This window comes from Mesonia sediminis (genome assembly GCF_042684705.1).
Classification (GTDB): domain Bacteria; phylum Bacteroidota; class Bacteroidia; order Flavobacteriales; family Flavobacteriaceae; genus Mesonia; species Mesonia sediminis.
Genome location: NZ_JBHULZ010000026.1, coordinates 238143 through 259577 on the forward strand (window position 1 = coordinate 238143; position 21435 = coordinate 259577).

Here is a 21435-nt window from a genome sequence, read left to right on the forward strand (position 1 = left end):
AGCTTATTTTTTATTAAAATTGCCATCTAATATAAAAAACATCATGGAATCACAGAAAGTAGACATGTTCATTATGGGTAATGCCAAATATTTTGAAGGGCATCAAATACCGCAAATTCGCAAAAGACTTCTCGAATTAGATGACGACGCTTGGCTAAACCTTCAAAGCATTCAGTTTAAAGACCCTACCACTTCACTTATTGTTTCTTTGCTAGCAGGTGGCTTAGGCATAGACCGCTTTTTAATAGGTGATACCGGCTTGGGCGTAGGTAAACTAATTACTTGTGGCGGCTTTGGAGTTTGGGCCATTGTAGATTGGTTCATCATAATGGGTGCTACCCGTCAAAAAAATCTTGAAAATCTTTACAGAGTGCTATTATAATGCATAGCAGACCTAAGTTTTACACTTATTTTATAGTATTCTTAGGCGCTTGTTGGACTTGGATCGCCTTGAACCTATGGTCGATTTTTGACACATCTACTCATTGGAATGTTTGCATTTTTAAAAACACCACCGGTTTAAATTGCCCCAGTTGTGGTTTAACTACTGGGGTAATTTATTTTCTAAAAGGGGAGCTATACGCGGCACATCAAGCACATATTTTAAGCCTGCCAGCACTCTTGGTTTTAATAAGTCTTTCGTTAATTTGGTGCATAGACATAATAGGTAAAAAACGAAATCTCTTAAATTATTATAGCAAATTTGAGCGTTTACTTAAAAAACCATTATATTTAAGCATATTTTTAACACTAGTTGCTATTGTGTGGCTTTTAAACTATTTTTTTTAATATGTACCTCAAAACCGAAACCCGCATCTATGAAAGTGAGTGCGAGCGTGCGAGTAACGCCTATTTAATGTCATTAGTGGGTATTATAGTTGGCTTGCCCTTACCTATTATAAATGTAATTGCTACCTTTTTCTATTTATTGAGCCAGCGTAAAAGTACTTTTTTTGTCCGTTGGCACGCAACTCAAGCTTTAATGTCACAATTGGTTTTAGTTCCCTTTAATAGTATTTTACTGATAAGTACTATCATCTGCATTCAAACAGATGTGGGGCCTTTAAAAATATTTTATTGGTTTTATCTAGGCTTCGTATTATTACTAAATTTGATTGAATTTATTTTTACAATCGTCATTGCAGATCGAGTAAGAAAAGGCCACCATATGCGCTGGCCTATTTTGGCATCAATTACCGATTCATTGGTGAGCAAAAATCAATATTCAAACAGTTTGTAAAATCATTAATCTCCTTTATTCTGCAAGAAAAATAGCCAGTACTTATTATTGGCTATTTTTTTATAAAAGAATGGGCTAGGAAAAACTAAAGGGACAAAACAAAAACGCCAATAACAAGAAAACTTCGCTAGCCCAAACTTTTAGAATTTATTGCATCGTTTATTTTACTCCCCTTGACCTAGAGAGAAACCACGCTGACCATCAAACTCATATAGATTTTCAGTTTTAATAACATCAAAATCAGAGGCTTGTAATTCTACCAATAAATCAATCACATCAGAATAATTTATTGTTAAATACTGTGGGGTTTCATTTTTTAATTGCACTTGTTGGTTTACAAACCTACAACGCCAATGGTCTGTACAATAAGTTTCCGGGTTTCCGTTAGGAAAAACCTTTACTCTACGATTGGTTATCATTTTTAATTTTAAACTGTTGGATGTTGCTTTCTGCAAATCATAACCGCAGTTTACCGAAACAAACACAGCAGTTTATGATTACAAGCTCAGCAGTTTATAATTACAAGCTCAGCAGCTTACGAGCACAAGCACAGCTGTTTGCAATTACAAACACAGCAGTTTGTAAAAAAAACACAGCAGTTCGTTTAGAGTGAGTAATTTTAAAATTTTTGAAAATAATTTGTAGAAATAAATAATCCTACAAATCGGTTATGAGGATGCGGTTATCGCTTAATCTATATTCGAAAACAGTTTTTAAGGCCGAGGAATAAACTTTGAAATGATCTAAACCATATAGGGGTGCATATAATCTAAATGTACAAATATCGGTAGCCGTGATATACGGCGTAGTTTTTACGTGAGAGTGCATCGCTGAGCTGATTTTTTGTTCATCAGTTTTGGGAATATCTATAGGAATAAAAGTGTTATGAAACTTTCGCCAATGACTAATCTTCCCCTCTTGATCGGCAACAAAAAGATAATCATTGCCTAATGGAATTCTATTTTCTTGGCTCGTGCCCAAAATCAAATACAAACGGTATTGAGCTTCGCCTTCCAGTAATACCAAATTAGGGCTGCAACCCTCGGGAATTGTAATATCTTTATGCTGAGTAAAAATTTGATTAAGAATTTTATTTTTGATATTCCACAGATTCAACTCGGTTTTTGAAAGTGTTCGTAGTTCTTCGTTAAAACTAGGTTTTCCCTGCCCTGCAGCCGAACTAAAACCGTATTGCGCCATAACTTTTTCCTGATTATTCTCTAAAAAACTAACGTAGATACTATCGTTTTTTTCATATACCAGATATCCTCCATATTGCGCTTTTAAATGATTTTGCTGCATTAACAAATCGGTTGCCTGCCAAGCAGCCCATTCATAGGCATAAAGCTTATCGGCTTCTTGTACAATAGAATCTAATTTTTGTTGGCTAGGCAAAGATTCGCTCTGTGCGTTCATTCCGAAAGCCAAGAATATGAAAAAACTTCGTATAAAATAGGTCAAACTCAAATGGATTTAATTAATATTTCAAATTTAGCAAAAGTGACCATCCCAGTCAATTCTGAGACTTTCACCCCTCTTCTGCACACGGTTGTCTAGGTAAAACCCTATAAGTCCGCCTACGATCATCCCAATAAAAAGAAAAAGGAAACCAAAAATAAAAGCCGCCAAACCTCCTACTACAACACCGATTTGCGTGAAATAATAATTAGGTGTTAGCTTAAGTTCTCGCTTAAGAAATTTAAGTAATTTATGGTATTCCTTTTTGACATGCGTTTTATGTCCATTGATTTGAAAATTCTGATGCAACAATTGAAGCTCATTTTCTAGGCGTTCTCTTGCAAAATCATCGAGTTGCCTTGCTTGTAATTCATTTATCAGGCGAATAAACTGCTCGGTATATTGCTGGTTTCTCTTAGATAGCGGATTTGCTCTAAAGTCAACTAAAAATTCTTTAAACTGTAATAAGGTCATTTTTCTTTTATAATTGAATACTCCCTAATAAAATTAGAGGTGCCGAATTGAAATTCTACTTTTTAAAGATAGGTAATTTTTAAAAAAAAACTACATAGAAAATTAAATCAAAATTCTAAAAAATCCGCTTTAAGCGATATAAACCAACGTAAGATAAAGAATTTTATAGAAAAAAATCTAACGCTTTATACCCATTTTGTTTATCCAGGCCACATACTTGCGTTTGTTAGCATTGTGCTGCGCTAAGGTTTTGGCAAACATATGGAAACCTGGTTTTTCTGGATTTGCTACAAAATAAAAATATTTATGCTTTTCATAGTTTAGCACGGCATCTATACTAGAGATATCGGGCATTGCAATGGGTCCGGGAGGCAGGGTTTTGTATTTGTATGTATTGTATGGACTATCTATTTCTAAGTCTTTATATAGTACCCTTTTGATTATGGTATCAAAAGATTTGTTTTGTAACTTGATGGCATAAATAACTGTAGGATCTGCATCTAATTTCCAGCCGTTATTATATCTATTCATATATACCCCGGCTACGCGTTTACGTTCACTAACTTTTGCGGTTTCTTTTTGAACAATACTCGCTACGGTAATTACCTCTTGTTTTTTGAGTCCTATTTTTTTTGCTTGTTGGGTTCGTTTCTCGTTCCAAAATCGTTTGTATTCTTTAAGCATCCGTGCTCTAAATTCGTCTGCAGAGGTGTTCCAATATAATTCATACTGGTTAGGAATATACATCGCTAAAGCAGTAGCAGGTTTAAATCCGTTTTCTGCTAAAAAAGTAGCGTCTTTAAAACTATTTAGCAAAGACAAACTATCGGCTTCTATTTGTTGTGCTACACGTCCCGCCAGATTTTCTAAGCGCTCCTGATTATTAAATACAACAGCTACGGGTGTATTGGCACTGCGCAATGTATTTACTATGTCATTATTACTCATACCTCGGCGTAAAATATATTTCCCTGGTTTTAGGTTTTGCATATAGCCTTTTTGCTTGGCCACCATATGAAAACTTTGGGCATCTTGTAGCAAAGGTTTTAATTGCTTTAAAACATCTTTCTCATAATTAGGTTTACTGGGAATATAGATTGCCTGAGTTTCGCTTTCAAAGGCAGTATTGGGTGCAAAAATACTTTGATAAATATGGTAACTAAAGAAGCTAAGCACCACAATACCTAATACCGCGATAATAACAAGAATTTTTTTAATATACATGATTAATAAGTTGATATAAATATTGGTCTTTAAAAGTTCCTTGACACAGCACCCAATCTTTTTGCACGCCGGTACGTTTAAAATTGAGTTTTTCAAACAATTGAATACTGGGGTGGTTATCGGCTAATATACCCGCGTAAATTTGATGCACTTTTAAATGTTCTTGGGCAAATTCACAAGCTTGCTTTACCGCCGTATAGGCATAACCTGATTGCCTGTATTTGGGATCAAAAATAATAACTCCTAGCGCAACCCTTCGGTTTTGAGGATCAAAATCATAAAAATCTAATAGACCTATGTTCTTATCCGCTTTAAGCGAAATAACCAAGCGTAATTGCTTAACTTCATAAATATCACGATGTGATTCGGCTAAATATTGCTTTAATATATAGCGCGAAAAGGGTTTTTGTGTACCGCTAAGATGCCAATATTGACTATCATTTTCTACCTGCTCTATAAAATCTAAATCCTCAGGCTCTAGCGCACGCAGGTATATAGTATCTTCTGGATTGCTTAACATGTGATACTGCCTTTAAAAACTTGTTGAGCGGGCCCTTTTAAAAAGACATTAGTAAAGCCTCGTTCTTTAGGAATAAAGGAGATCTGCAAAGAACCACCTAAGGTTTTTATTGCTACTGGGCTTTTGATTATTTGCTTGCTATGATATGCGACTAAAGCGGCAGCCGTTACACCTGTACCACAAGATAAAGTTTCGTCTTCTACGCCTCGCTCGTATGTTCTAACAAAGAGACCTTTTGATTGTACTTCTACAAAATTGATATTGCTACCTTCTTTACCATACAAAGAACTGTTGCGAATTTCTTTTCCGTTTGCATAAACGGGGAAATTGACTAAATCATCAACAAAAGCCACGTGATGAGGTGAACCCGTATCAGTAAAATAGGCGTTATCGCTTACTTTTTTTACAAACGATACGTCTTGCATTTGCAAACTTACCTCATTGTTTTCTACAGCCGCAGCGTGTAGTCCATCTACAGCCATAAAGTGAGTTTCTTCTTTAAAAATACCCAAAAAATGAGCAAAATGAACCAAGCAACGCCCACCGTTACCGCACATAGTACTTTCTTTACCATCGGCATTAAAATAAACCATCTTAAAATCAATTTCTTGATTCGGATGATTCTCTAAAAGAATAAGTCCGTCTGCTCCTATGCCAAATTTTCGGTCACACAGCCTAGCTATGAGTTTGGTATCATTTTTGAAAAATTCTTTGCGATTATCTATAAGGATAAAATCGTTACCGGTTCCTTGATATTTGTAAAATTCGAGTTGCATAAGTGGACTTAATTGCCGCAAATATACAACCTTTCATGATTTCTAGGAGCCGTTAAGGTAGCGTTAAGTTTGTAACATCAGAAAAATTATAGCGTATTTTTAAAATAAAAAGAATTATGAAAAGAAACTTGCAATTACTTTTAGTTGCCGTTTTGGCTAGCGGCATATCTTTATTCTTGTACCAACAGTATCTTTTACCTGTTACCGAGGTTGCCCAGCAAACGGTTTCAAAATCTAAAGTAAAAATTGAAGATACTCTGCCTCAAGATACCGGAGTTAAGTTTGTAAAGCATTTTAATAGCAGCGACGCTGATTTTACCCAGGCGGCCAAGAAAACCGTTCACGCAGTGGTACACGTGAAGAATGTAAGTATTGGAAGAGCACCTAGAACCATACAAGAATACCTGCGGGGTATGCGAGGAGGTCGAGCAGTGCAAGGAGCTGGTTCTGGTGTGATTATAACCGAAGACGGCTATATTGTGACCAACTATCATGTTATTAAAGATGCCTCTGAAATTGAGGTAACGCTTAACAACAATCGCAATTACAAAGCAAAGCTCATTGGTGCAGAACCAAACTCTGACATCGCTTTACTTAAAATTGAGGCCAAAGATTTAGAGTATTTAACTTTTGGCGATAGTAATGACACCCAGATTGGCGAGTGGGTGTTAGCTGTTGGTAATCCGTTTAATTTAACTTCTACAGTAACAGCCGGAATTATAAGTGCAAAAGGGAGAAATTTGGGTGCCGAAACAGCCGGTTTACCTTCTTTTATTCAAACTGATGCTGCCATAAATCCAGGTAACAGCGGTGGCGCTTTAGTTAATATTAATGGCGAGCTCATTGGCATAAATACGGCCATCACTTCACAAACAGGCAGTTATATAGGGTATGGGTTTGCTGTACCAAGTAATAACGCACGGAAAATTGTAGAAGATTTAATTGAATATGGAAATGTAAAACACGCCGTACTAGGCATACAAGCAGCCACTATCAACCCCAATATGGTAGAAGAAAATGAGCTTAAAATTTCGCAAGGGGTTTATGTAGCTGGTGTTTCTGATGGTGCAAAAGAAGCCGGTTTAAAAAAAGACGACTTAATTACCAATATTGATGGTTTAAGAGTCCGTAAACTAGAAGATCTCACTTCGTATGTTCAAACTAAAAGACCCAATGATGTGGTAAGCATTACTTTTATTAGAAATGGTAATGAAAAAACAACCGAAGTAAAGCTAACCGAGTTTGAACGATTACGCATCATCAAAGCAGGTATTGAGATTGGTAACGCCTCTAGTGAGTACCTCCAGTATTTTAAAGCAAAATACGGTGTTAAAATATTAGGCACACTCAACGACCGCATTAATATTCCCGATGACCAATTTATCATAACCAGAATAGACGATCAAAAGATTTCGAGCGTGAAGGATGCTAAAAGAATAATTCAAAACAAAGCCGAAAACGAAAAAACCAAAATAACTTTTAAAGACCGTCTTGGCCGAGAAGAAAGCTATTATTTTTAATCGGTGTTTATATTAAAAACATAAAATCCTCTTTTAGCTTTAAAAGAGGATTTTTGTTTATTATACATGCCATTACATTTAAATGTATATTTTTGCACAGACTTTTAATTTTCATAACACAACAAAACAAAAATGAGTCAGCAAACAACTTACGAGAAAGAACTTGCTTTCCAGGCCGATAGACGCAAGGCTACAGTAGAGTTCATAAAAGTATTAAATGATTTATGGTACGATAAATCGATAGAACTTGTTCTTTTTAAAAATCAATTATTAGATCAAAACGTTAGCGAAATTCTTTATTTGCACGAATACGCTGGAGAATTTGTTCAAAAACCAATTTCAATTTTTGACAGTGTAGAGATTGCTAAAGCGATAAAAGACTTAGACCTTCCCGCCTCAAAATTAGACATAGGCAAACTCACTTACGAGTTTCAATTAGACAAAAATGAAGCCAACAGCGCTACATCATTTGTATCAAAAAAACTTGCTAAAGCAAAAGAATTTGCTGGCTTTGAACCTAAAGACGTGGTGCTTTACGGATTTGGGCGTATTGGTAGGCTATTAGCTCGCGAACTAATGATGAAAACCGGTAAAGGTAGCCAACTGCGCTTGAGAGCCATTGTGGTAAGAGGAAAAATTGATAAAACCGTTCTTGAGAAAAGAGCCTCACTTTTAAAAAGCGATTCGGTTCATGGTGATTTTTCTGGTACAGTAAAAGTAGATGAAGCCAACCAAAGTTTGATTATAAACGGAACAACTGTTCATATTATAAGTGCCAACCAACCAGAAGATATTGATTATACCCAATACGGAATCAACAATGCTTTGGTTATTGATAACACAGGAGCATTTAGAGATAAAGAAGCTTTACAAAGACACTTGGTACCAAAAGGTGCAGACAAGGTGCTATTAACAGCTCCCGGCAAAGGAGTTCCTAATATTGTACATGGTGTAAATGAGTTGGAGCACAATCCAGATGAAATTGACATTTTCTCGGCCGCATCTTGTACTACTAACGCCATTACCCCAGTACTTAAAGCAATTGAAGACACTTTTGGTGTAGAACACGGACATTTAGAAACTATTCATGCTTATACCAACGATCAAAACTTGGTAGACAACATGCACAAAAAATACCGAAGAGGTCGAGCAGCTGCCTTGAACATGGTTATAACCGAAACAGGAGCCGGAAAAGCAGTGTCAAAAGCTCTACCTGCCTTAGAAGGTAAACTAACTTCTAATGCTATTCGTGTGCCAGTTCCTAATGGTTCATTAGCTATTTTAAACTTAGAAATAAACAAGGCCACTAGCTTAACAGAACTTAATGGTGTTTTAAAGCAATATGCTTTAGAAGGTAATTTGGTAGAGCAAATAAAATATTCTATCGATAATGAGCTGGTATCGTCTGATATTATAGGATCATCGGCCCCCTCTATTTACGACAGTAACGCCACAATCGTAAATAAAGATGGAAAAAACATCATTCTATACATTTGGTATGATAATGAATACGGTTATAGTCACCAGGTAATCAGATTAGCAAAATACATCGCCAAAGTAAGACGTTTTACCTATTATTAATGGCAGCAGACTAAAATTAAGCAAACCTGTACTTTGGTACTGGTTTGCTTTTTTTGTTTAAAATAAATACAAATACGACTTTAATTACAATAATGCCGATTATAAATCGTTTTGGCAAGAAAAATTTTTATGAATAATATTCTTAAACTCTCGGTAACCTTTTTGCTATGTTTTTTCGCTTTAACCGGAATACGAGCTCAAGATAGTGTTCAAAAAGAACCCACTATTAATGAACAGTTCAGCGAACTTATTGAAAACGCCAATAACTACCAAGAATATAAAGTTGTTAAACACGCTTTACTACTTCAGCTTCAAAAGAAAACAAAAGTAAAGATCGACGGGTTGAATAAAAACATACAACAACTTGAAGACAGTTTAAGTGCTAAGCAAAATAGAATTGAGAAGCTAAATCATTCTTTATCTTCTACCCAAGAAGATTTAGACTTGGTAAATAGTGAGAAAAACAACATACAATTTTTAGGCATATCAACCGATAAATCAACTTACCAAAGCATCATGTGGGGGGTTGTATTCGTACTATTAATTATCTTATTGTTTTTTATCTATAAATTTAAGAGCAGTAACGCAGCGACGAGAGAAGCCAAGCAGAATCTACAAGAATGCGAGGCTGAGTTTGATGATTATAAAAAAAGAGCTCTAGAAAAACAGCAGCGTCTAGGCAGACAACTGCAAGATGAAATCAACAGAAATAAAGCATAAGAAACGGCCATGCGCATAGACATCATCACGGTTGTACCGGATTTACTCAAGAGTCCCTTTGAGGCTTCCATTTTAAAACGAGCCATAGAAAAAGGTTTAGTTGCTGTCCATTTACATAATCTGCGCGATTACGTTAGTGACAATTACAAACAGATAGATGATTACCAATATGGTGGCGGCGCAGGAATGGTGATGATGATAGAACCCATTGATAAATGCATTAGTCATTTAAAATCACAACGCGACTATGATGAAGTGATTTATATGACGCCCGATGGCTCAACATTAAATCAAGGCACAGCCAATCAGCTTTCGCTAAAAAAAAATATAATCATTTTATGTGGGCACTATAAAGGCGTAGACGAGCGCGTTCGTGAACATTTCATCACACGCGAGATCTCTATTGGTGATTATGTTCTCTCTGGTGGCGAATTAGGAGCAGCGGTATTATGCGACGCTGTGATACGCTTGATACCTGGAGTATTAGGAAACGAGACCTCTGCCCTAACCGATTCTTTTCAAGACAACTTATTGGCTCCACCCATCTATACGCGCCCTGCTGAATACAAAGGCTGGAAAGTACCCGAAATATTGACAACTGGTAATTTTCCTAAAATAGAAGCCTGGAGAGAAAAAAAAGCCTACGAACGCACCCAAGAACGCAGGCCCGACCTATTAAAAGACTAATAAAAATTGGTTATTTAAAAAAATAAAATTATTTTTGCACGCAATTCTAAAACAACCTCTGGCGAAATACGTGTATGTTGATTAGAAAAATTTTAAACCATAAAAACATGGAATCTTTAATTAAATTTGTTCAAGACGAATTTGTAACCAAGAAAGACTTCCCAGAATTTAAAGCGGGAGACACAATCACGGTTTACTACGAAATCAAAGAGGGTCAAAAAACCCGTACACAGTTCTTTAGAGGTGTGGTAATTCAGAAAAAAGGAACTGGAGCTTCACAAACTTTTACCATTAGAAAAATGAGTGGTACAGTGGGTGTTGAAAGAATTTTCCCTATCAACCTTCCTGCACTTCAAAAAATTGAAGTAAACAAAAGAGGTAAGGTACGTAGAGCTAGAATTTTCTACTTTAGAGAACTTACTGGTAAAAAAGCACGTATTAAAGAGCGTATGCACAAAGCTAAATAAGCCTTTTTTACGTTACAAAACAAAGCCTTTTTTCTTGCGAAAAAAGGCTTTGTTTTTTATAATTTTTCTAAACTTTTATCCTTTAAATTAGGCGTATAATTAACTATATTTGCTCCGATTTTAGTGCTGACTTTAAAAGAGTAGCGCAAATGCATTTAATAATTAAAAATAAACAGTTATGGCAGACCAACCCAAGATAATGTACACCAAAACAGACGAAGCTCCTTTTTTAGCTACGCATTCACTATTACCTATTATCGAAGCTTTCACCGCTTCCTCTGGTATAGATGTTGAAACCAAAGACATTTCTTTGGCCGCTAGAATTCTAGCTGTTTTTCCTGAAGTTTTAAAACAAGACCAGCGTGTACCCAATGCCTTGGCTGAATTAGGTGAATTGGCAAAAAAGCCAGAAGCAAATATTATTAAATTACCCAACATTAGTGCTTCGGTTCCTCAATTAAAAGCTGCCATAAAAGAGTTACAGGCAAAGGGCTATAACCTACCAAATTATCCCGATGAGCCACAAAATGAAAAAGAAAAGCAAATCAAAGCTACCTATGATAAAGTAAAAGGTAGTGCGGTAAACCCTGTGTTGCGCGAAGGAAACTCAGATCGTAGAGCACCACAAGCCGTTAAAAATTATGCCAAAAAGAACCCACACCGCATGGGAGAATGGTCAAAAGATTCTAAAACACGCGTAGCAAGTATGAGCTCGGGTGATTTTAGGAACTCAGAAAAATCGACTACCCTAAAACAAGCCGGTGAGGTTAGCATAGAATTACATCAAGATAATAACGAAGTTCTGGTATTAAAACCTCAAACCAAACTTCTAAAAGGTGAGGTTATTGATGCTTCTGTACTAAGCAAAAAAGCTTTAATTCAGTTTTTAAAAGAACAGGTAAAAACTGCAAAGGAAGATGGCGTATTGTTCTCCTTACACATGAAAGCTACCATGATGAAGGTATCAGACCCTATCATTTTTGGACACGCGGTAAAAGTGTTTTTTAGCGATGTATTCGAAGAGTTTGGAGAAGAGCTGGAAAAAGCAGGTGCCGACACAACCAGTGGTTTTGGTGATGTGATTAGAGCAATCAATACACTACCTGAAGAATTACAAAAGAAAATAAATGCCAAAATTGAGGAAACCTATGCCGAAGGTCCCGCCTTAGCCATGGTAGATTCAGATAAGGGCATTACCAACTTACACGTACCTAGTGATGTGATTATTGACGCTTCAATGCCAGCTATGATAAGAACTTCAGGTCAAATGTGGAATGCCGAAGGCAAAACACAAGATACTTTAGCCGTGATTCCAGATAGCAGTTACGCCGATTTATATGAAGCAACCATTCAATTTTCTAAAGAAAACGGAGCTTTTGACCCGACTACTATGGGTACCGTACCCAATGTTGGCTTAATGGCCCAAAAAGCAGAAGAGTATGGTTCTCACGATAAAACCTTCGAAATCCCAGCGAATGGAACGGTTAAAGTCGTAATGAACGGTGAAACTCTTTTGGCTCACGAAGTAGAAGAAGGTGATATCTGGAGAATGTGTCAAACCAAAGATGCTCCTATTAAAGATTGGGTAAAGCTTGCCGTTTCGCGTGCAAAAGACACCCAATGGCCAGCTGTTTTCTGGTTAGATAAAAATAGAGCCCACGATGCCGAATTAATCAAAAAAGTAGAAACTTACTTAAAAGATTATGACACCTCAGATATAGACATCCGTATAATGAATGTCGCTGAAGCTACTCAATTTACTTTAGAGCGCGTTAAAAGAGGTGAAAATACTATTTCGGTAACAGGAAATGTTTTACGAGACTATCTAACCGATTTGTTCCCTATTTTAGAATTAGGAACAAGCGCAAAAATGCTTTCAATTGTACCCTTGATGAATGGAGGCGGCTTATTTGAAACCGGTGCCGGCGGATCTGCTCCAAAACACGTACAACAATTCTTAGAAGAAGGCCATTTAAGATGGGATTCTTTAGGAGAGTTTTTAGCATTGTCGGTTTCTCTTGAGCACCTTAGCAAAACCTTTAACAACAAAAAAGCATTGGTGTTATCAAAGGCGCTAGACGAAGCTACCGATAAATTTTTAGACAATAAAAAATCCCCTTCTCGTAAGGTAAATGAATTAGACAACAGAGGCTCACACTTCTATTTGGCTATGTATTGGGCAGAAGCTTTGGCAAATCAAAAAGAAGACGAAGCTCTACAAAAAGAATTTGGAAGAATTGCCAAAGAGTTAAAAGCTAACGAAACAGTTATTCTGCAAGAGCTTAACCATGCCCAAGGTAAACCAGTTGATATCAATGGCTACTATTTCCCAGACGTAAAGAGAACTTACGAAGAAATGAGACCTAGCAGCACTTTAAACAAAATTATCAATAAAGCTTAAGCTTATATTCCTTTAAAAGAAAGCCATTAGTGTAAAAACTAATGGCTTTTTTTTATTTTTAAATATGAAGCATCTCCCTACCGTTAAAAAAATTTAATTGCTTATTCTTAGGCATAAAAAAAAGCCAAATTCTAGTAGAATATGGCTCTTTAAATATGTGTCAAACAAAGTTTAGTTTTTCTTAAACTTCGCGTATTTGTTTTTGAACTTATCTATACGTCCAGCGGTATCAATTAATTTCTTCTTACCAGTATAAAATGGATGAGAAGTTCTAGAAATCTCTAATTTCACTAGCGGATACTCTGTACCGTCTACTTCAATAGTTTCTCTGGTTTTTACCGTCGACTTAGTAATAAAGACTTCTTCGTTAGACATATCTTTAAAAGCTACAAGTCTATAATTTTCGGGATGTATTCCTTGTTTCATCTTCTTAAACTTTAAATCTTATGATTTTTTCGAGGTGCAAATTTAAACAATTATCAGAATAAAACAATATTTTTCCAATAATTATTCTACAAATATAAACTTTTTATTCTAACCCTGTAACCTTTTCCTATATTTGTACACCTATAAAGAAATCAATCCTTTTTTCCTATGCAAAATTCTACTAATCTTAAATCAGTTGCCAGCAATTATGGGCTTTATTTAGCTTTAGCCGTAGTACTCATCTTTAGTTTAGCTTATGCCCTTTCGGTTGAAATGTTTACCAAATGGTATTTAAGTCTAATTCTCTTTTTTGTCCTTGTGGGATTTGGAGTAGCCTCCACAAAGGCTTGTAAATCGGCTGCGACCGAAATATTTTCATTCAGAAAAGCTTTCACTGCCTACTTTATTTGCGTAATCATTGGCTTGGTAGCACAAAGCCTTACACAGTTTAGTATTTTTAACCTTATTGATCCCGAGGCAGGGGCTTATATCGTAGAATTTAGCAAAGAACAAGTGGCCGATACCATGGCAAAATTTGGTTCAACTCAAGAACAAATTGATTTGACAATAGCCGGTATGGAGCAAGAAAATCAATTCTCTTTAAAAAATCAAGCCATCGGCTTGGCTACCAATATTGTATTTTACTCGATCATCGGATTAATTGTTGCTCTTGTTTTTAGACAAAAACAACCCGACAACTTATAATTTATGCAGCTTTCTATTGTTATTCCTTTATTAAACGAAGAAAAATCAATACCCGAGCTTTATCAATGGCTGGTTAAGGTGCTCGAAGCTAACCAATTTAGCTTTGAGGTTATCTTTATCAACGATGGCAGCCAAGATCAATCAGGTAAAATATTAGATGCTTTAGGAAGTCAAGATTCTCGAGTACGGGTTATACATTTTCAAAAAAATTACGGGAAATCTCAAGCATTGCATGCCGGATTTTTAAAGACTAAAGGAGAAGTAGTAATTACTATGGATGCAGACTTGCAAGATAGCCCCGAGGAAATTCCAGAACTGTATTCTTTAATTAACCAAGAAGGTTATGATTTGGTATCGGGATGGAAAAAAAGGCGATATGACAATGTGCTTACCAAAAACATTCCCTCTAAATTATTCAATGCCGCAGCCAGAAAAATTAGCGGTTTAAGCTTACACGATTTTAATTGCGGACTTAAAGCTTATAAAAGCGAAGTGGTTAAAAATATTGAGGTTTACGGCGAAATGCATCGCTACATTCCGCTACTGGCCAAAAACCAAGGTTTCTCTCATATTGGTGAAAAGGTAGTTAAACACCAGGCGAGAAAGTACGGCTCTACCAAATTTGGCGCAGAACGTTTTATTTTTGGTTTTTTAGACCTTATAACCATTTGGTTTTTTTCAAAATTTGGTAAACGTCCTATGCATTTATTTGGCTCAATGGGTGTGCTTATGTTCCTTATCGGATTTATGACGGCCTTCATTATTGGAGCCTCTAAACTTTACAAGCTATGGAACAATATTCCAGACATTTTGGTTACTCAAAATCCTTGGTTTTATATTGCTTTAAGCGTTATGATAATAGGTAGTTTGTTTTTCCTTGCCGGATTTTTAGGCGAACTCATTTTACGCACGCAAAAAAATCAAAAACGCTATAAAATCAGTAAAACTGTAAATTAAGGCCCTAGCCTATTTAATAATATTTACTTTTGTAAACACACTTAACAACAAGTTGAATGGATGCAATTAAACAAAAAGCACAAGTGTGGCTAAATAGCCCATTTGATCAAAATACAAAGCAACAAGTACAAGCTTTAATAAATGAAAACCCAGAAGAACTTAAAGACGCATTTTATAAAGATTTAGCCTTTGGTACAGGAGGTATGCGCGGTATTATGGGGCCAGGTACCAATCGGATAAATCGGTATACGCTGGGAAAAAACACCCAAGGAATAGCAGCCTATTTAAAAAAAACCTTCCCTAATGAGGCCTTAAAAGTTGCGATTGCCTATGACTGTCGGCACAACAGCCAAAGTCTAGCACAAACAGTTGCCGATGTTTTTTCGGGTAATGGTATTGAGGTTTATTTATTTGAAGATTTAAGACCTACACCCGAACTTTCTTTTACCGTAAAGCATTTAAAGTGCCATTGTGGTATTGTATTAACTGCAAGTCATAATCCGCCTGAATACAATGGCTATAAGGTATATTGGCAAGATGGCGGTCAACTGGTTCCCCCGCAGGATCAAGAAATTATCGCCGAAATTAATCAACTTACCTACGACCAGATTGTTTTTGAACCAAAGCCCGAATTGATTCAAAATATAGGTAAAAACCTTGATGAAGCCTACATCAATACGGTGCTAGAAAAAGTAACTTTTAATACCCCAACTAAAGCTAAAAAAGAATTAAGTATTGTTTTCACTAGTTTACACGGTACTTCAATTACCCTTATACCAGAAGTTTTAAAACGCGCAGGCTATGAAAATTTACATATTGTAGAGGCTCAAGCAACTCCCAATGGCGATTTCCCTACTGTAAAATCTCCCAACCCAGAGGAACCAGAGGCACTAGAGATGGCACTAGAATTGGCCGAGGAAGTTAATGCAGATATCGTAATTGGTACAGATCCAGATAGTGACCGCCTAGGAGTTGGAATTCGAGATAAGACAGGAAAAATGATCTTGTTAAACGGTAACCAAAGCATGGTGCTAATGACCGATTTTCTTTTAAAACAACACACTCAGCAACACGAGTTAATTGGAAATGAATTTATTGCCTCTACCATTGTTTCTACTCCGCTTATGCAGAAACTAGCTGAACATTACCAAGTGGAATGTAAAGTTGGTTTAACCGGATTCAAGTGGATTGCCAAAATGATTAAAGATTTCCCTGAACAGAAATTTATTGGTGGTGGCGAAGAGAGTTTTGGCTATATGGTAGGCGACTTTGTTCGAGATAAAGACGCGGTGAGCGCCACCTTATTAATGTGCGAAATGGCTGCTCTGGCCAAGCATAAAAACAAAAGTATTTACGAGCAATTGATAAGTCTCTATACAACACACGGTTTGTATCAAGAACACTTGGTATCGCTTGTTAAAAAAGGAATTACGGGTGCTCAAGAAATCAAACAAATGATGGAGGATTTGCGCGCCAATCCGCCAAAAGAAATTAATGGAGTCAATGTAATTCGCCTCGAAGACTATTCTACCTCATTAGCATTAGACCTAAGTCAAAATAAAAAGAGCATTTTAGACATTCCTAAAAGTAACGTTTTGATTTTCTATTTAGAAGACGGAACAAAAATTGCGGCTAGACCTAGCGGAACAGAACCAAAAATAAAGTTCTACATTAGCGTACAAACTCCTTTGGCCGATGCAGATAAATATAATCAGCAAAAAGAAATTTTGACGCAGAAAATAGCCCAAGCCCTAACCTATTTTAGACTTAACGATTAAGTATTGTAATGAATTATATTAAAAAGATTTTTCCCTTTGTGCTCCCCTATAAAAAATATGCTTTTTTAAATGTTATAAGCAATATTTTTTATGCGCTGTTTAGCACTCTTTCTATGATATCACTTATCCCTATGTTAAAAGTGATGTTCTCTAATGCAGAGCGGGTAACCAATGAGCCAGAGTATAAAGGTTTAATGCATATTTCAGATTATTTCGAGAATTATTCCAACTACTTCATAACCACCTACACTGCACAAAATGGTGGGGTGGCTACGTTAACGGTATTGGTTATTCTCATTATTAGCCTGTTTTTACTTAAAAATCTTTTTAATTATGCCGGTTTATATTTCATCGCCTTTTTGCGCAACGGCGTTTTACGGGATTTACAAAACAAACTTTACCATAAAATTGTAGCTATGCCCGTAGCTTTTTATAGCGAAAAAAGAAAAGGAGATACCATTGCAAGAATGACCTCAGATGTTGAAGAAGTGCAACGTAGCTTTTTATCTATGCTTGAATTGGTGGTAAAAGAGCCGTTAACCATTTTATTTACAATTATCGGTATGTTAGCGCTTAGCCCACAACTTACCCTATTTGTTTTTATCTTTATTCCTCTTTCAGGCTATATTATTTCGTTAATCGGAAAGCAACTGAAGAAAAAATCAGATGATGTACAACGTGAGCGTGGGCAAGTTTTATCTAATTTAGAAGAAACCCTTTCTGGACTAAAAATCATCAAAGCCTTTAATGCTGAGGAGCGATTTGGTAACAAATTTGAAAATACCACCAACAGGCTATACAATTTTTCAAATAGTCTCATGCACAGACAAAATCTTGCCTCACCAACCAGTGAGTTTTTAGGTATTATTGTTATTGCCATTTTACTTTGGTATGGCGGAAAAATGGTGATTATAGATGGTAATTTAGACGGGGCAACCTTTATAACCTATATGGGGCTGGCATACAATATTTTAACTCCTGCCAAAGCCATTAGCAAAGCATCGTATGCGGTTAAAAGAGGTAATGCTGCTGCAGATCGGGTTTTGGAAATTATTGAAAATGATACAATTTTAAAAGATCAACCCAATAGTCTTAAAAAAGACAGTTTTGATCAAGGTATTCAAATCAACAACCTATCTTTTGGTTATGATAAAAAACAAGTACTCAAAAATTTTAATCTCGAGGTACAGAAAGGTAAAACAGTAGCCTTAGTGGGTCAATCTGGAAGTGGCAAAAGCACCATAGCCAATTTAATCACTCGTTTTTATGATATTGATCAAGGTGAAATTCTAGTTGATGGAGTGAATATTAAAAATATTCAAAAGAAGAGCTTACGCGGATTAATGGGAATGGTAACCCAAGACTCCATTTTATTTAATGATAGTATTTACAACAATATTACATTAGGCAAACCTGATGCCAGTGAAGAGGAAGTTATTGCCGCTTTAAAAATTGCCAATGCTTGGGAATTTGTTTCTGATCTACCAGAAGGCATTCATACCAATATTGGTGACGCTGGAGGTAAACTAAGCGGAGGCCAAAAACAACGACTTTCTATTGCTAGGGCAGTACTTAAAAATCCGCCAATAATGATTTTAGACGAAGCCACATCTGCCCTAGACACCGAGAGCGAACAGTTGGTACAAAGAGCCCTAGAAAATATGATGCTAAATCGCACCTCAATTGTAATTGCACACCGTCTTTCTACCATTCAAAATGCCGATTTAATTGTGGTTATGAAACAAGGCGAGATTGTAGAGCAAGGTAAACACCAAGATTTATTAGCTGCTCAAGGAGTTTATAAAAATTTAGTCGAAATGCAATCTTTTGAATAAGCCATGCTAACACCAGAGGAAAGCCATATTGTTAAAGCACTCAAAGCTTCTCGTGCAGAGGCTGAGCAAGCTTTTAAACAGTTGGTAGACCTTTATAAAGAACCGCTTTACTGGCACGTCCGGCATATGGTTAAGAATCATGATGATGCGCACGATGTCTTGCAGAATACTTTTGTAAAAGTATATCGATACATTCATAATTTTAAAGGTGATAGCAAACTTTATAGTTGGATGTATCGTATTGCCACTAATGAGGCCATTACTTTTTTAAACAAAAAAGCAAAACGCCTAAATATCTCCAGTCAAGAACTACAAGAAGAGCTTATAGAGAACTTAAAAGCTGATATTTACTTCGATGGTGATGAAATTCAATTGGAATTGCAAAAAGCGGTTAACAATTTACCTGAAAAGCAACAACAAGTATTTATTATGCATTACTTCGAAGGTTTAAAATACAAAGAAATCGCAGAAATATTAGAGGTAAGTGAAGGGGCTCTAAAGTCAAATTATCACCATGCCGTTCAAAAAATAAAAGAATTTTTAGCGCGCAATCAAACCTTTAATACACATTAAAGTCTAAAAACTAAATGGATACCTCAAAAAATAAACATAAGGCTGCTGGTTTCAAAGTTCCTAAAAATTACTTTGAAGATTTTCATGTTGCTTTTCCTGATAAATCTTTTACAGAGGAGCAAGAATTGCATGCATCCCTAAACTCAGGTGAAGCATATAAAACGCCAGGATACAAAACACCAGCCTTGTATTTTGAAAACCTCACTATAGATTTACCAGATACTCATAAGAAATCGGTAATTCTTCTTAGTGTGCGAAAGACTTTACCTTATGTTGCTGTGGCAGCTGCATTAGCTATAGTCTTTCTAGTCAATTCAAATTGGTTTTCAAGAGGAGATTATAGGTCGCAAATAGATCCGTTAGCCCTTGAATCCTATTTAGAAAAATCTTTATTTGAATCTGATTTTAATGAAGATTTAGAAACTATATATCCCGATGTAAATCGGTCAATAGAAAATATCAGTATTTCTGAACAAACAATTCTCAACTACGTTGATGAAAACCAAGAATTTTTAAGCTATTTAGAACCATGAAAAAACTCATTTTCTGTATTGTTTTCGTTATGTTTTCTGCCTCCTTGGTCTGGAGTCAAGATAATTCTGAAGAGAAAAAAATAGAATCGCTTAAAGTAGCCTTTATCACAGAAGAATTAAATTTAAACAGTCAAGAAGCTGAAAAGTTTTGGCCGATTTATCGTAAATATGAAGCCAAAAACGATAAACTTTATGACGAAAAATGGTGCGCCGTTAAAAATGGACTTGATTTAATCGATGAGATAGACGAAGCCACCGCTAGCGCTTTATTAGACGAATATATTGATTTAAAAATGCAAAGTGCACAATTAAAGGAAGATTTTGTCAATGAATTGAAAGGCGTAATACCATCCAAAAAGATTTTACATTTAAAAAAAGCCGAGCGAGATTTTCACCGTGATTTATTGAAAAAGTTAAAAAACAAATAATTCATTAATCCATCGATTCTTCTAGAAAAACAATTTTCTTTATTCCACCTTTTCCGGCGGCGTATGCGGTATACTCATTCAAAAATGATAGCGTGTAAAAGCCTTCATCGCTTAGTTGTTTCCACGTTTTACCGAAATCACTAGAATAAGCAATTCCTGTAAAACCTACCGCCACCATTTCTTGTCCGCCAGAGTTTGGAATAAACTTAATGCAACTTTTATATCCCGGTAAAGCCTGATCACTTATAACCTGCCAACTTTTACCTCCATCAAAAGTAATTGCTTTGTTATTATGCATTTGATTTGGTTGCGTATAATCCCCACCAACGATTACGCCTAAATCTTCATTGTAAAAATCTACGCTATAAATTCCCTGGGTGGCTTTTCCCGAGACTATAGGTGTGTCATAAGCCTTCCACGTTGCTCCCTTATCGTTGGTAAAATAAACCCTCGCCGCAGCCCCTCCGGTAACTACCCAAGCTTTATTTCCTTTAATATGAATATTGGTGTTGCTTGCTGCAAAACCAGCTTCGCCCGGTATATAAAAAGGCAATTCACTGCATTGAACAGGATTCCAAAAGTCACCCCCGTCTCGGGTAATTAAAAGCCGTAAGCAATTATCAACAGGATCTCCAAGGGCAAGCCCCTCTTGATCATTCCAAAAAGCTAATGCATTATAAAAAATTCCTGCTGTACTATCTTGGTGTACTAACCTACGCTTACCAAAAAAATTTACTTTATATAATAGAGCTGGGTTACCAGCACTTAAAATAAAATCGGCTTGACCGGTATGGGCAATGGCTCTAAATTCTGGCGGGTTACCATTAAATTCTACTCCTCCAATATATGCAATCGAATGGTCTGCCGTGTTTAAATATCCAAATTCTCCCTTATCACAACCATAAAAAATATGTTGATCATTCACATTCAATGCGCGAATACTAATATCGCGATCTAAAACCGATTCAATTTTCACCTTCGTATAAACATGTGGTCTCTGTTGATTTTGAGAAACTTTCACGCATGAAAAACATAATAATGCCATTAAACAGAGGGAGATATACTTCATAACTTGGTATTTATATTCAAATATAAGATTATTCCCTTATAAAATTATGTAACTTTGCAAGCT

Annotated in this window: 24 protein-coding genes; 16 read left to right on the forward strand and 8 right to left on the reverse strand. The window is 36.0% G+C overall.

Annotated features, from left to right (window positions below; translation table 11 throughout):
* The first annotated feature begins 43 nt into the window (after positions 1-43).
* Genes ACFSQ0_RS06795 through ACFSQ0_RS06805 form a run of 3 tightly spaced genes read left to right on the forward strand, consistent with a single transcriptional unit; the run spans position 44 to position 1240 of the window.
* The gene (locus tag ACFSQ0_RS06795; RefSeq protein ID WP_379046018.1) at positions 44-382 is read left to right on the forward strand and encodes a TM2 domain-containing protein; all 339 of its coding nucleotides are present in this window, start codon (positions 44-46) and stop codon (positions 380-382) included.
* On the forward strand, positions 382-789 hold the full coding sequence (locus ACFSQ0_RS06800) for a DUF2752 domain-containing protein (protein ID WP_379046021.1): 408 nt from the start codon (positions 382-384) through the stop codon (positions 787-789). Before ACFSQ0_RS06795 ends, ACFSQ0_RS06800 begins: the two co-directional genes overlap by 1 nt.
* Position 790: 1 nt before the next feature.
* Entirely contained in the window at positions 791-1240 is a 450-nt protein-coding gene (locus tag ACFSQ0_RS06805) for a DUF4870 domain-containing protein (protein ID WP_379046023.1), read from the forward strand.
* 164 nt (positions 1241-1404) lie between these two features.
* Here ACFSQ0_RS06805 and ACFSQ0_RS06810 read toward each other — a convergent pair whose 3' ends face one another.
* The 6 genes from ACFSQ0_RS06810 to dapF all read right to left on the reverse strand — a co-directional run bounded on the left by ACFSQ0_RS06810 (position 1405) and on the right by dapF (position 5692).
* On the reverse strand, positions 1405-1659 hold the full coding sequence (locus ACFSQ0_RS06810) for a hypothetical protein (RefSeq protein WP_379046026.1): 255 nt from the start codon (positions 1657-1659) through the stop codon (positions 1405-1407).
* Positions 1660-1897: 238 nt separating this feature from the next.
* On the reverse strand, positions 1898-2701 hold the full coding sequence (locus ACFSQ0_RS06815) for a hypothetical protein (protein WP_379046028.1): 804 nt from the start codon (positions 2699-2701) through the stop codon (positions 1898-1900).
* Positions 2702-2731: 30 nt separating this feature from the next.
* Positions 2732-3172, reverse strand: a complete 441-nt coding sequence (locus ACFSQ0_RS06820; RefSeq protein WP_379046031.1) for a hypothetical protein — start codon at positions 3170-3172, stop codon at positions 2732-2734.
* Between the two features lie 177 nt (positions 3173-3349).
* A complete protein-coding gene (gene mltG, locus ACFSQ0_RS06825) occupies positions 3350-4396 on the reverse strand; it encodes an endolytic transglycosylase MltG (RefSeq protein ID WP_379046034.1) in 1047 nt (348 codons plus the stop codon).
* The gene (locus ACFSQ0_RS06830) at positions 4386-4916 is read right to left on the reverse strand and encodes a GNAT family N-acetyltransferase (protein WP_379046037.1); all 531 of its coding nucleotides are present in this window, start codon (positions 4914-4916) and stop codon (positions 4386-4388) included. The genes mltG and ACFSQ0_RS06830 overlap by 11 nt, the downstream gene beginning before the upstream one ends.
* Positions 4910-5692, reverse strand: coding sequence for a diaminopimelate epimerase (gene dapF, locus ACFSQ0_RS06835; RefSeq protein ID WP_379046040.1), 783 nt, complete (start codon positions 5690-5692; stop codon positions 4910-4912). Before dapF ends, ACFSQ0_RS06830 begins: the two co-directional genes overlap by 7 nt.
* A 116-nt stretch (positions 5693-5808) precedes the next feature.
* Between dapF and ACFSQ0_RS06840 the strand changes: the two genes are divergently transcribed.
* The 6 genes from ACFSQ0_RS06840 (at position 5809) to ACFSQ0_RS06865 (ending at position 13068) form a co-directional block, all read left to right on the forward strand.
* Positions 5809-7212, forward strand: coding sequence for a S1C family serine protease (locus ACFSQ0_RS06840; protein WP_379046043.1), 1404 nt, complete (start codon positions 5809-5811; stop codon positions 7210-7212).
* Positions 7213-7344: 132 nt separating this feature from the next.
* On the forward strand, positions 7345-8793 hold the full coding sequence (locus ACFSQ0_RS06845) for a glyceraldehyde-3-phosphate dehydrogenase (RefSeq protein ID WP_379046046.1): 1449 nt from the start codon (positions 7345-7347) through the stop codon (positions 8791-8793).
* 129 nt (positions 8794-8922) lie between these two features.
* Positions 8923-9513: a hypothetical protein gene (locus ACFSQ0_RS06850; RefSeq protein ID WP_379046049.1), complete on the forward strand. Its 591-nt coding sequence runs from the start codon at positions 8923-8925 to the stop codon at positions 9511-9513.
* 9 nt (positions 9514-9522) lie between these two features.
* Positions 9523-10200 (forward strand): tRNA (guanosine(37)-N1)-methyltransferase TrmD, encoded by a 678-nt coding sequence (gene trmD / locus ACFSQ0_RS06855; protein WP_379046052.1) that lies wholly within the window; start codon positions 9523-9525, stop codon positions 10198-10200.
* 107 nt (positions 10201-10307) lie between these two features.
* Positions 10308-10667 carry a 50S ribosomal protein L19 gene (rplS, locus tag ACFSQ0_RS06860; RefSeq protein ID WP_147862801.1) on the forward strand — a complete coding sequence of 120 codons (360 nt, stop codon included), beginning with the start codon at positions 10308-10310 and terminating at the stop codon, positions 10665-10667.
* A gap of 178 nt (positions 10668-10845) precedes the next feature.
* Positions 10846-13068 carry an NADP-dependent isocitrate dehydrogenase gene (locus ACFSQ0_RS06865; RefSeq protein ID WP_379046055.1) on the forward strand — a complete coding sequence of 741 codons (2223 nt, stop codon included), beginning with the start codon at positions 10846-10848 and terminating at the stop codon, positions 13066-13068.
* Positions 13069-13239: 171 nt separating this feature from the next.
* Here ACFSQ0_RS06865 and ACFSQ0_RS06870 read toward each other — a convergent pair whose 3' ends face one another.
* Positions 13240-13494, reverse strand: a complete 255-nt coding sequence (locus ACFSQ0_RS06870) for a type B 50S ribosomal protein L31 (protein ID WP_147862803.1) — start codon at positions 13492-13494, stop codon at positions 13240-13242.
* Between the two features lie 168 nt (positions 13495-13662).
* On the opposite strand from ACFSQ0_RS06870, the gene ACFSQ0_RS06875 reads away from it, so the two are divergent.
* From ACFSQ0_RS06875 to ACFSQ0_RS06905, 7 genes are read left to right on the forward strand one after another with little or no spacing between them, the layout of a single operon-like run.
* Positions 13663-14199, forward strand: a complete 537-nt coding sequence (locus ACFSQ0_RS06875; RefSeq protein ID WP_379046059.1) for a DUF4199 domain-containing protein — start codon at positions 13663-13665, stop codon at positions 14197-14199.
* A gap of 3 nt (positions 14200-14202) precedes the next feature.
* Positions 14203-15156: a glycosyltransferase family 2 protein gene (locus ACFSQ0_RS06880; protein WP_379046062.1), complete on the forward strand. Its 954-nt coding sequence runs from the start codon at positions 14203-14205 to the stop codon at positions 15154-15156.
* Between the two features lie 56 nt (positions 15157-15212).
* Positions 15213-16934 (forward strand): phospho-sugar mutase, encoded by a 1722-nt coding sequence (locus ACFSQ0_RS06885; RefSeq protein WP_379046065.1) that lies wholly within the window; start codon positions 15213-15215, stop codon positions 16932-16934.
* An 8-nt stretch (positions 16935-16942) separates the two neighbouring features.
* Entirely contained in the window at positions 16943-18769 is a 1827-nt protein-coding gene (locus ACFSQ0_RS06890) for an ABC transporter ATP-binding protein (RefSeq protein WP_379046068.1), read from the forward strand.
* A gap of 3 nt (positions 18770-18772) precedes the next feature.
* Positions 18773-19342, forward strand: coding sequence for an RNA polymerase sigma factor (locus tag ACFSQ0_RS06895; protein WP_379046071.1), 570 nt, complete (start codon positions 18773-18775; stop codon positions 19340-19342).
* Between the two features lie 14 nt (positions 19343-19356).
* Complete coding sequence (locus ACFSQ0_RS06900) at positions 19357-19875, forward strand: hypothetical protein (RefSeq protein ID WP_379046074.1); 519 nt, start codon at positions 19357-19359, stop codon at positions 19873-19875.
* Positions 19872-20303 (forward strand): OB-fold protein, encoded by a 432-nt coding sequence (locus tag ACFSQ0_RS06905; protein WP_379046077.1) that lies wholly within the window; start codon positions 19872-19874, stop codon positions 20301-20303. The genes ACFSQ0_RS06900 and ACFSQ0_RS06905 overlap by 4 nt, the downstream gene beginning before the upstream one ends.
* Positions 20304-20307: 4 nt before the next feature.
* On the opposite strand, the gene ACFSQ0_RS06910 is transcribed toward ACFSQ0_RS06905, so the two are convergent.
* Positions 20308-21372, reverse strand: coding sequence for a WD40/YVTN/BNR-like repeat-containing protein (locus ACFSQ0_RS06910; RefSeq protein ID WP_379046080.1), 1065 nt, complete (start codon positions 21370-21372; stop codon positions 20308-20310).
* Between the last annotated feature and the right edge of the window lie 63 nt (positions 21373-21435).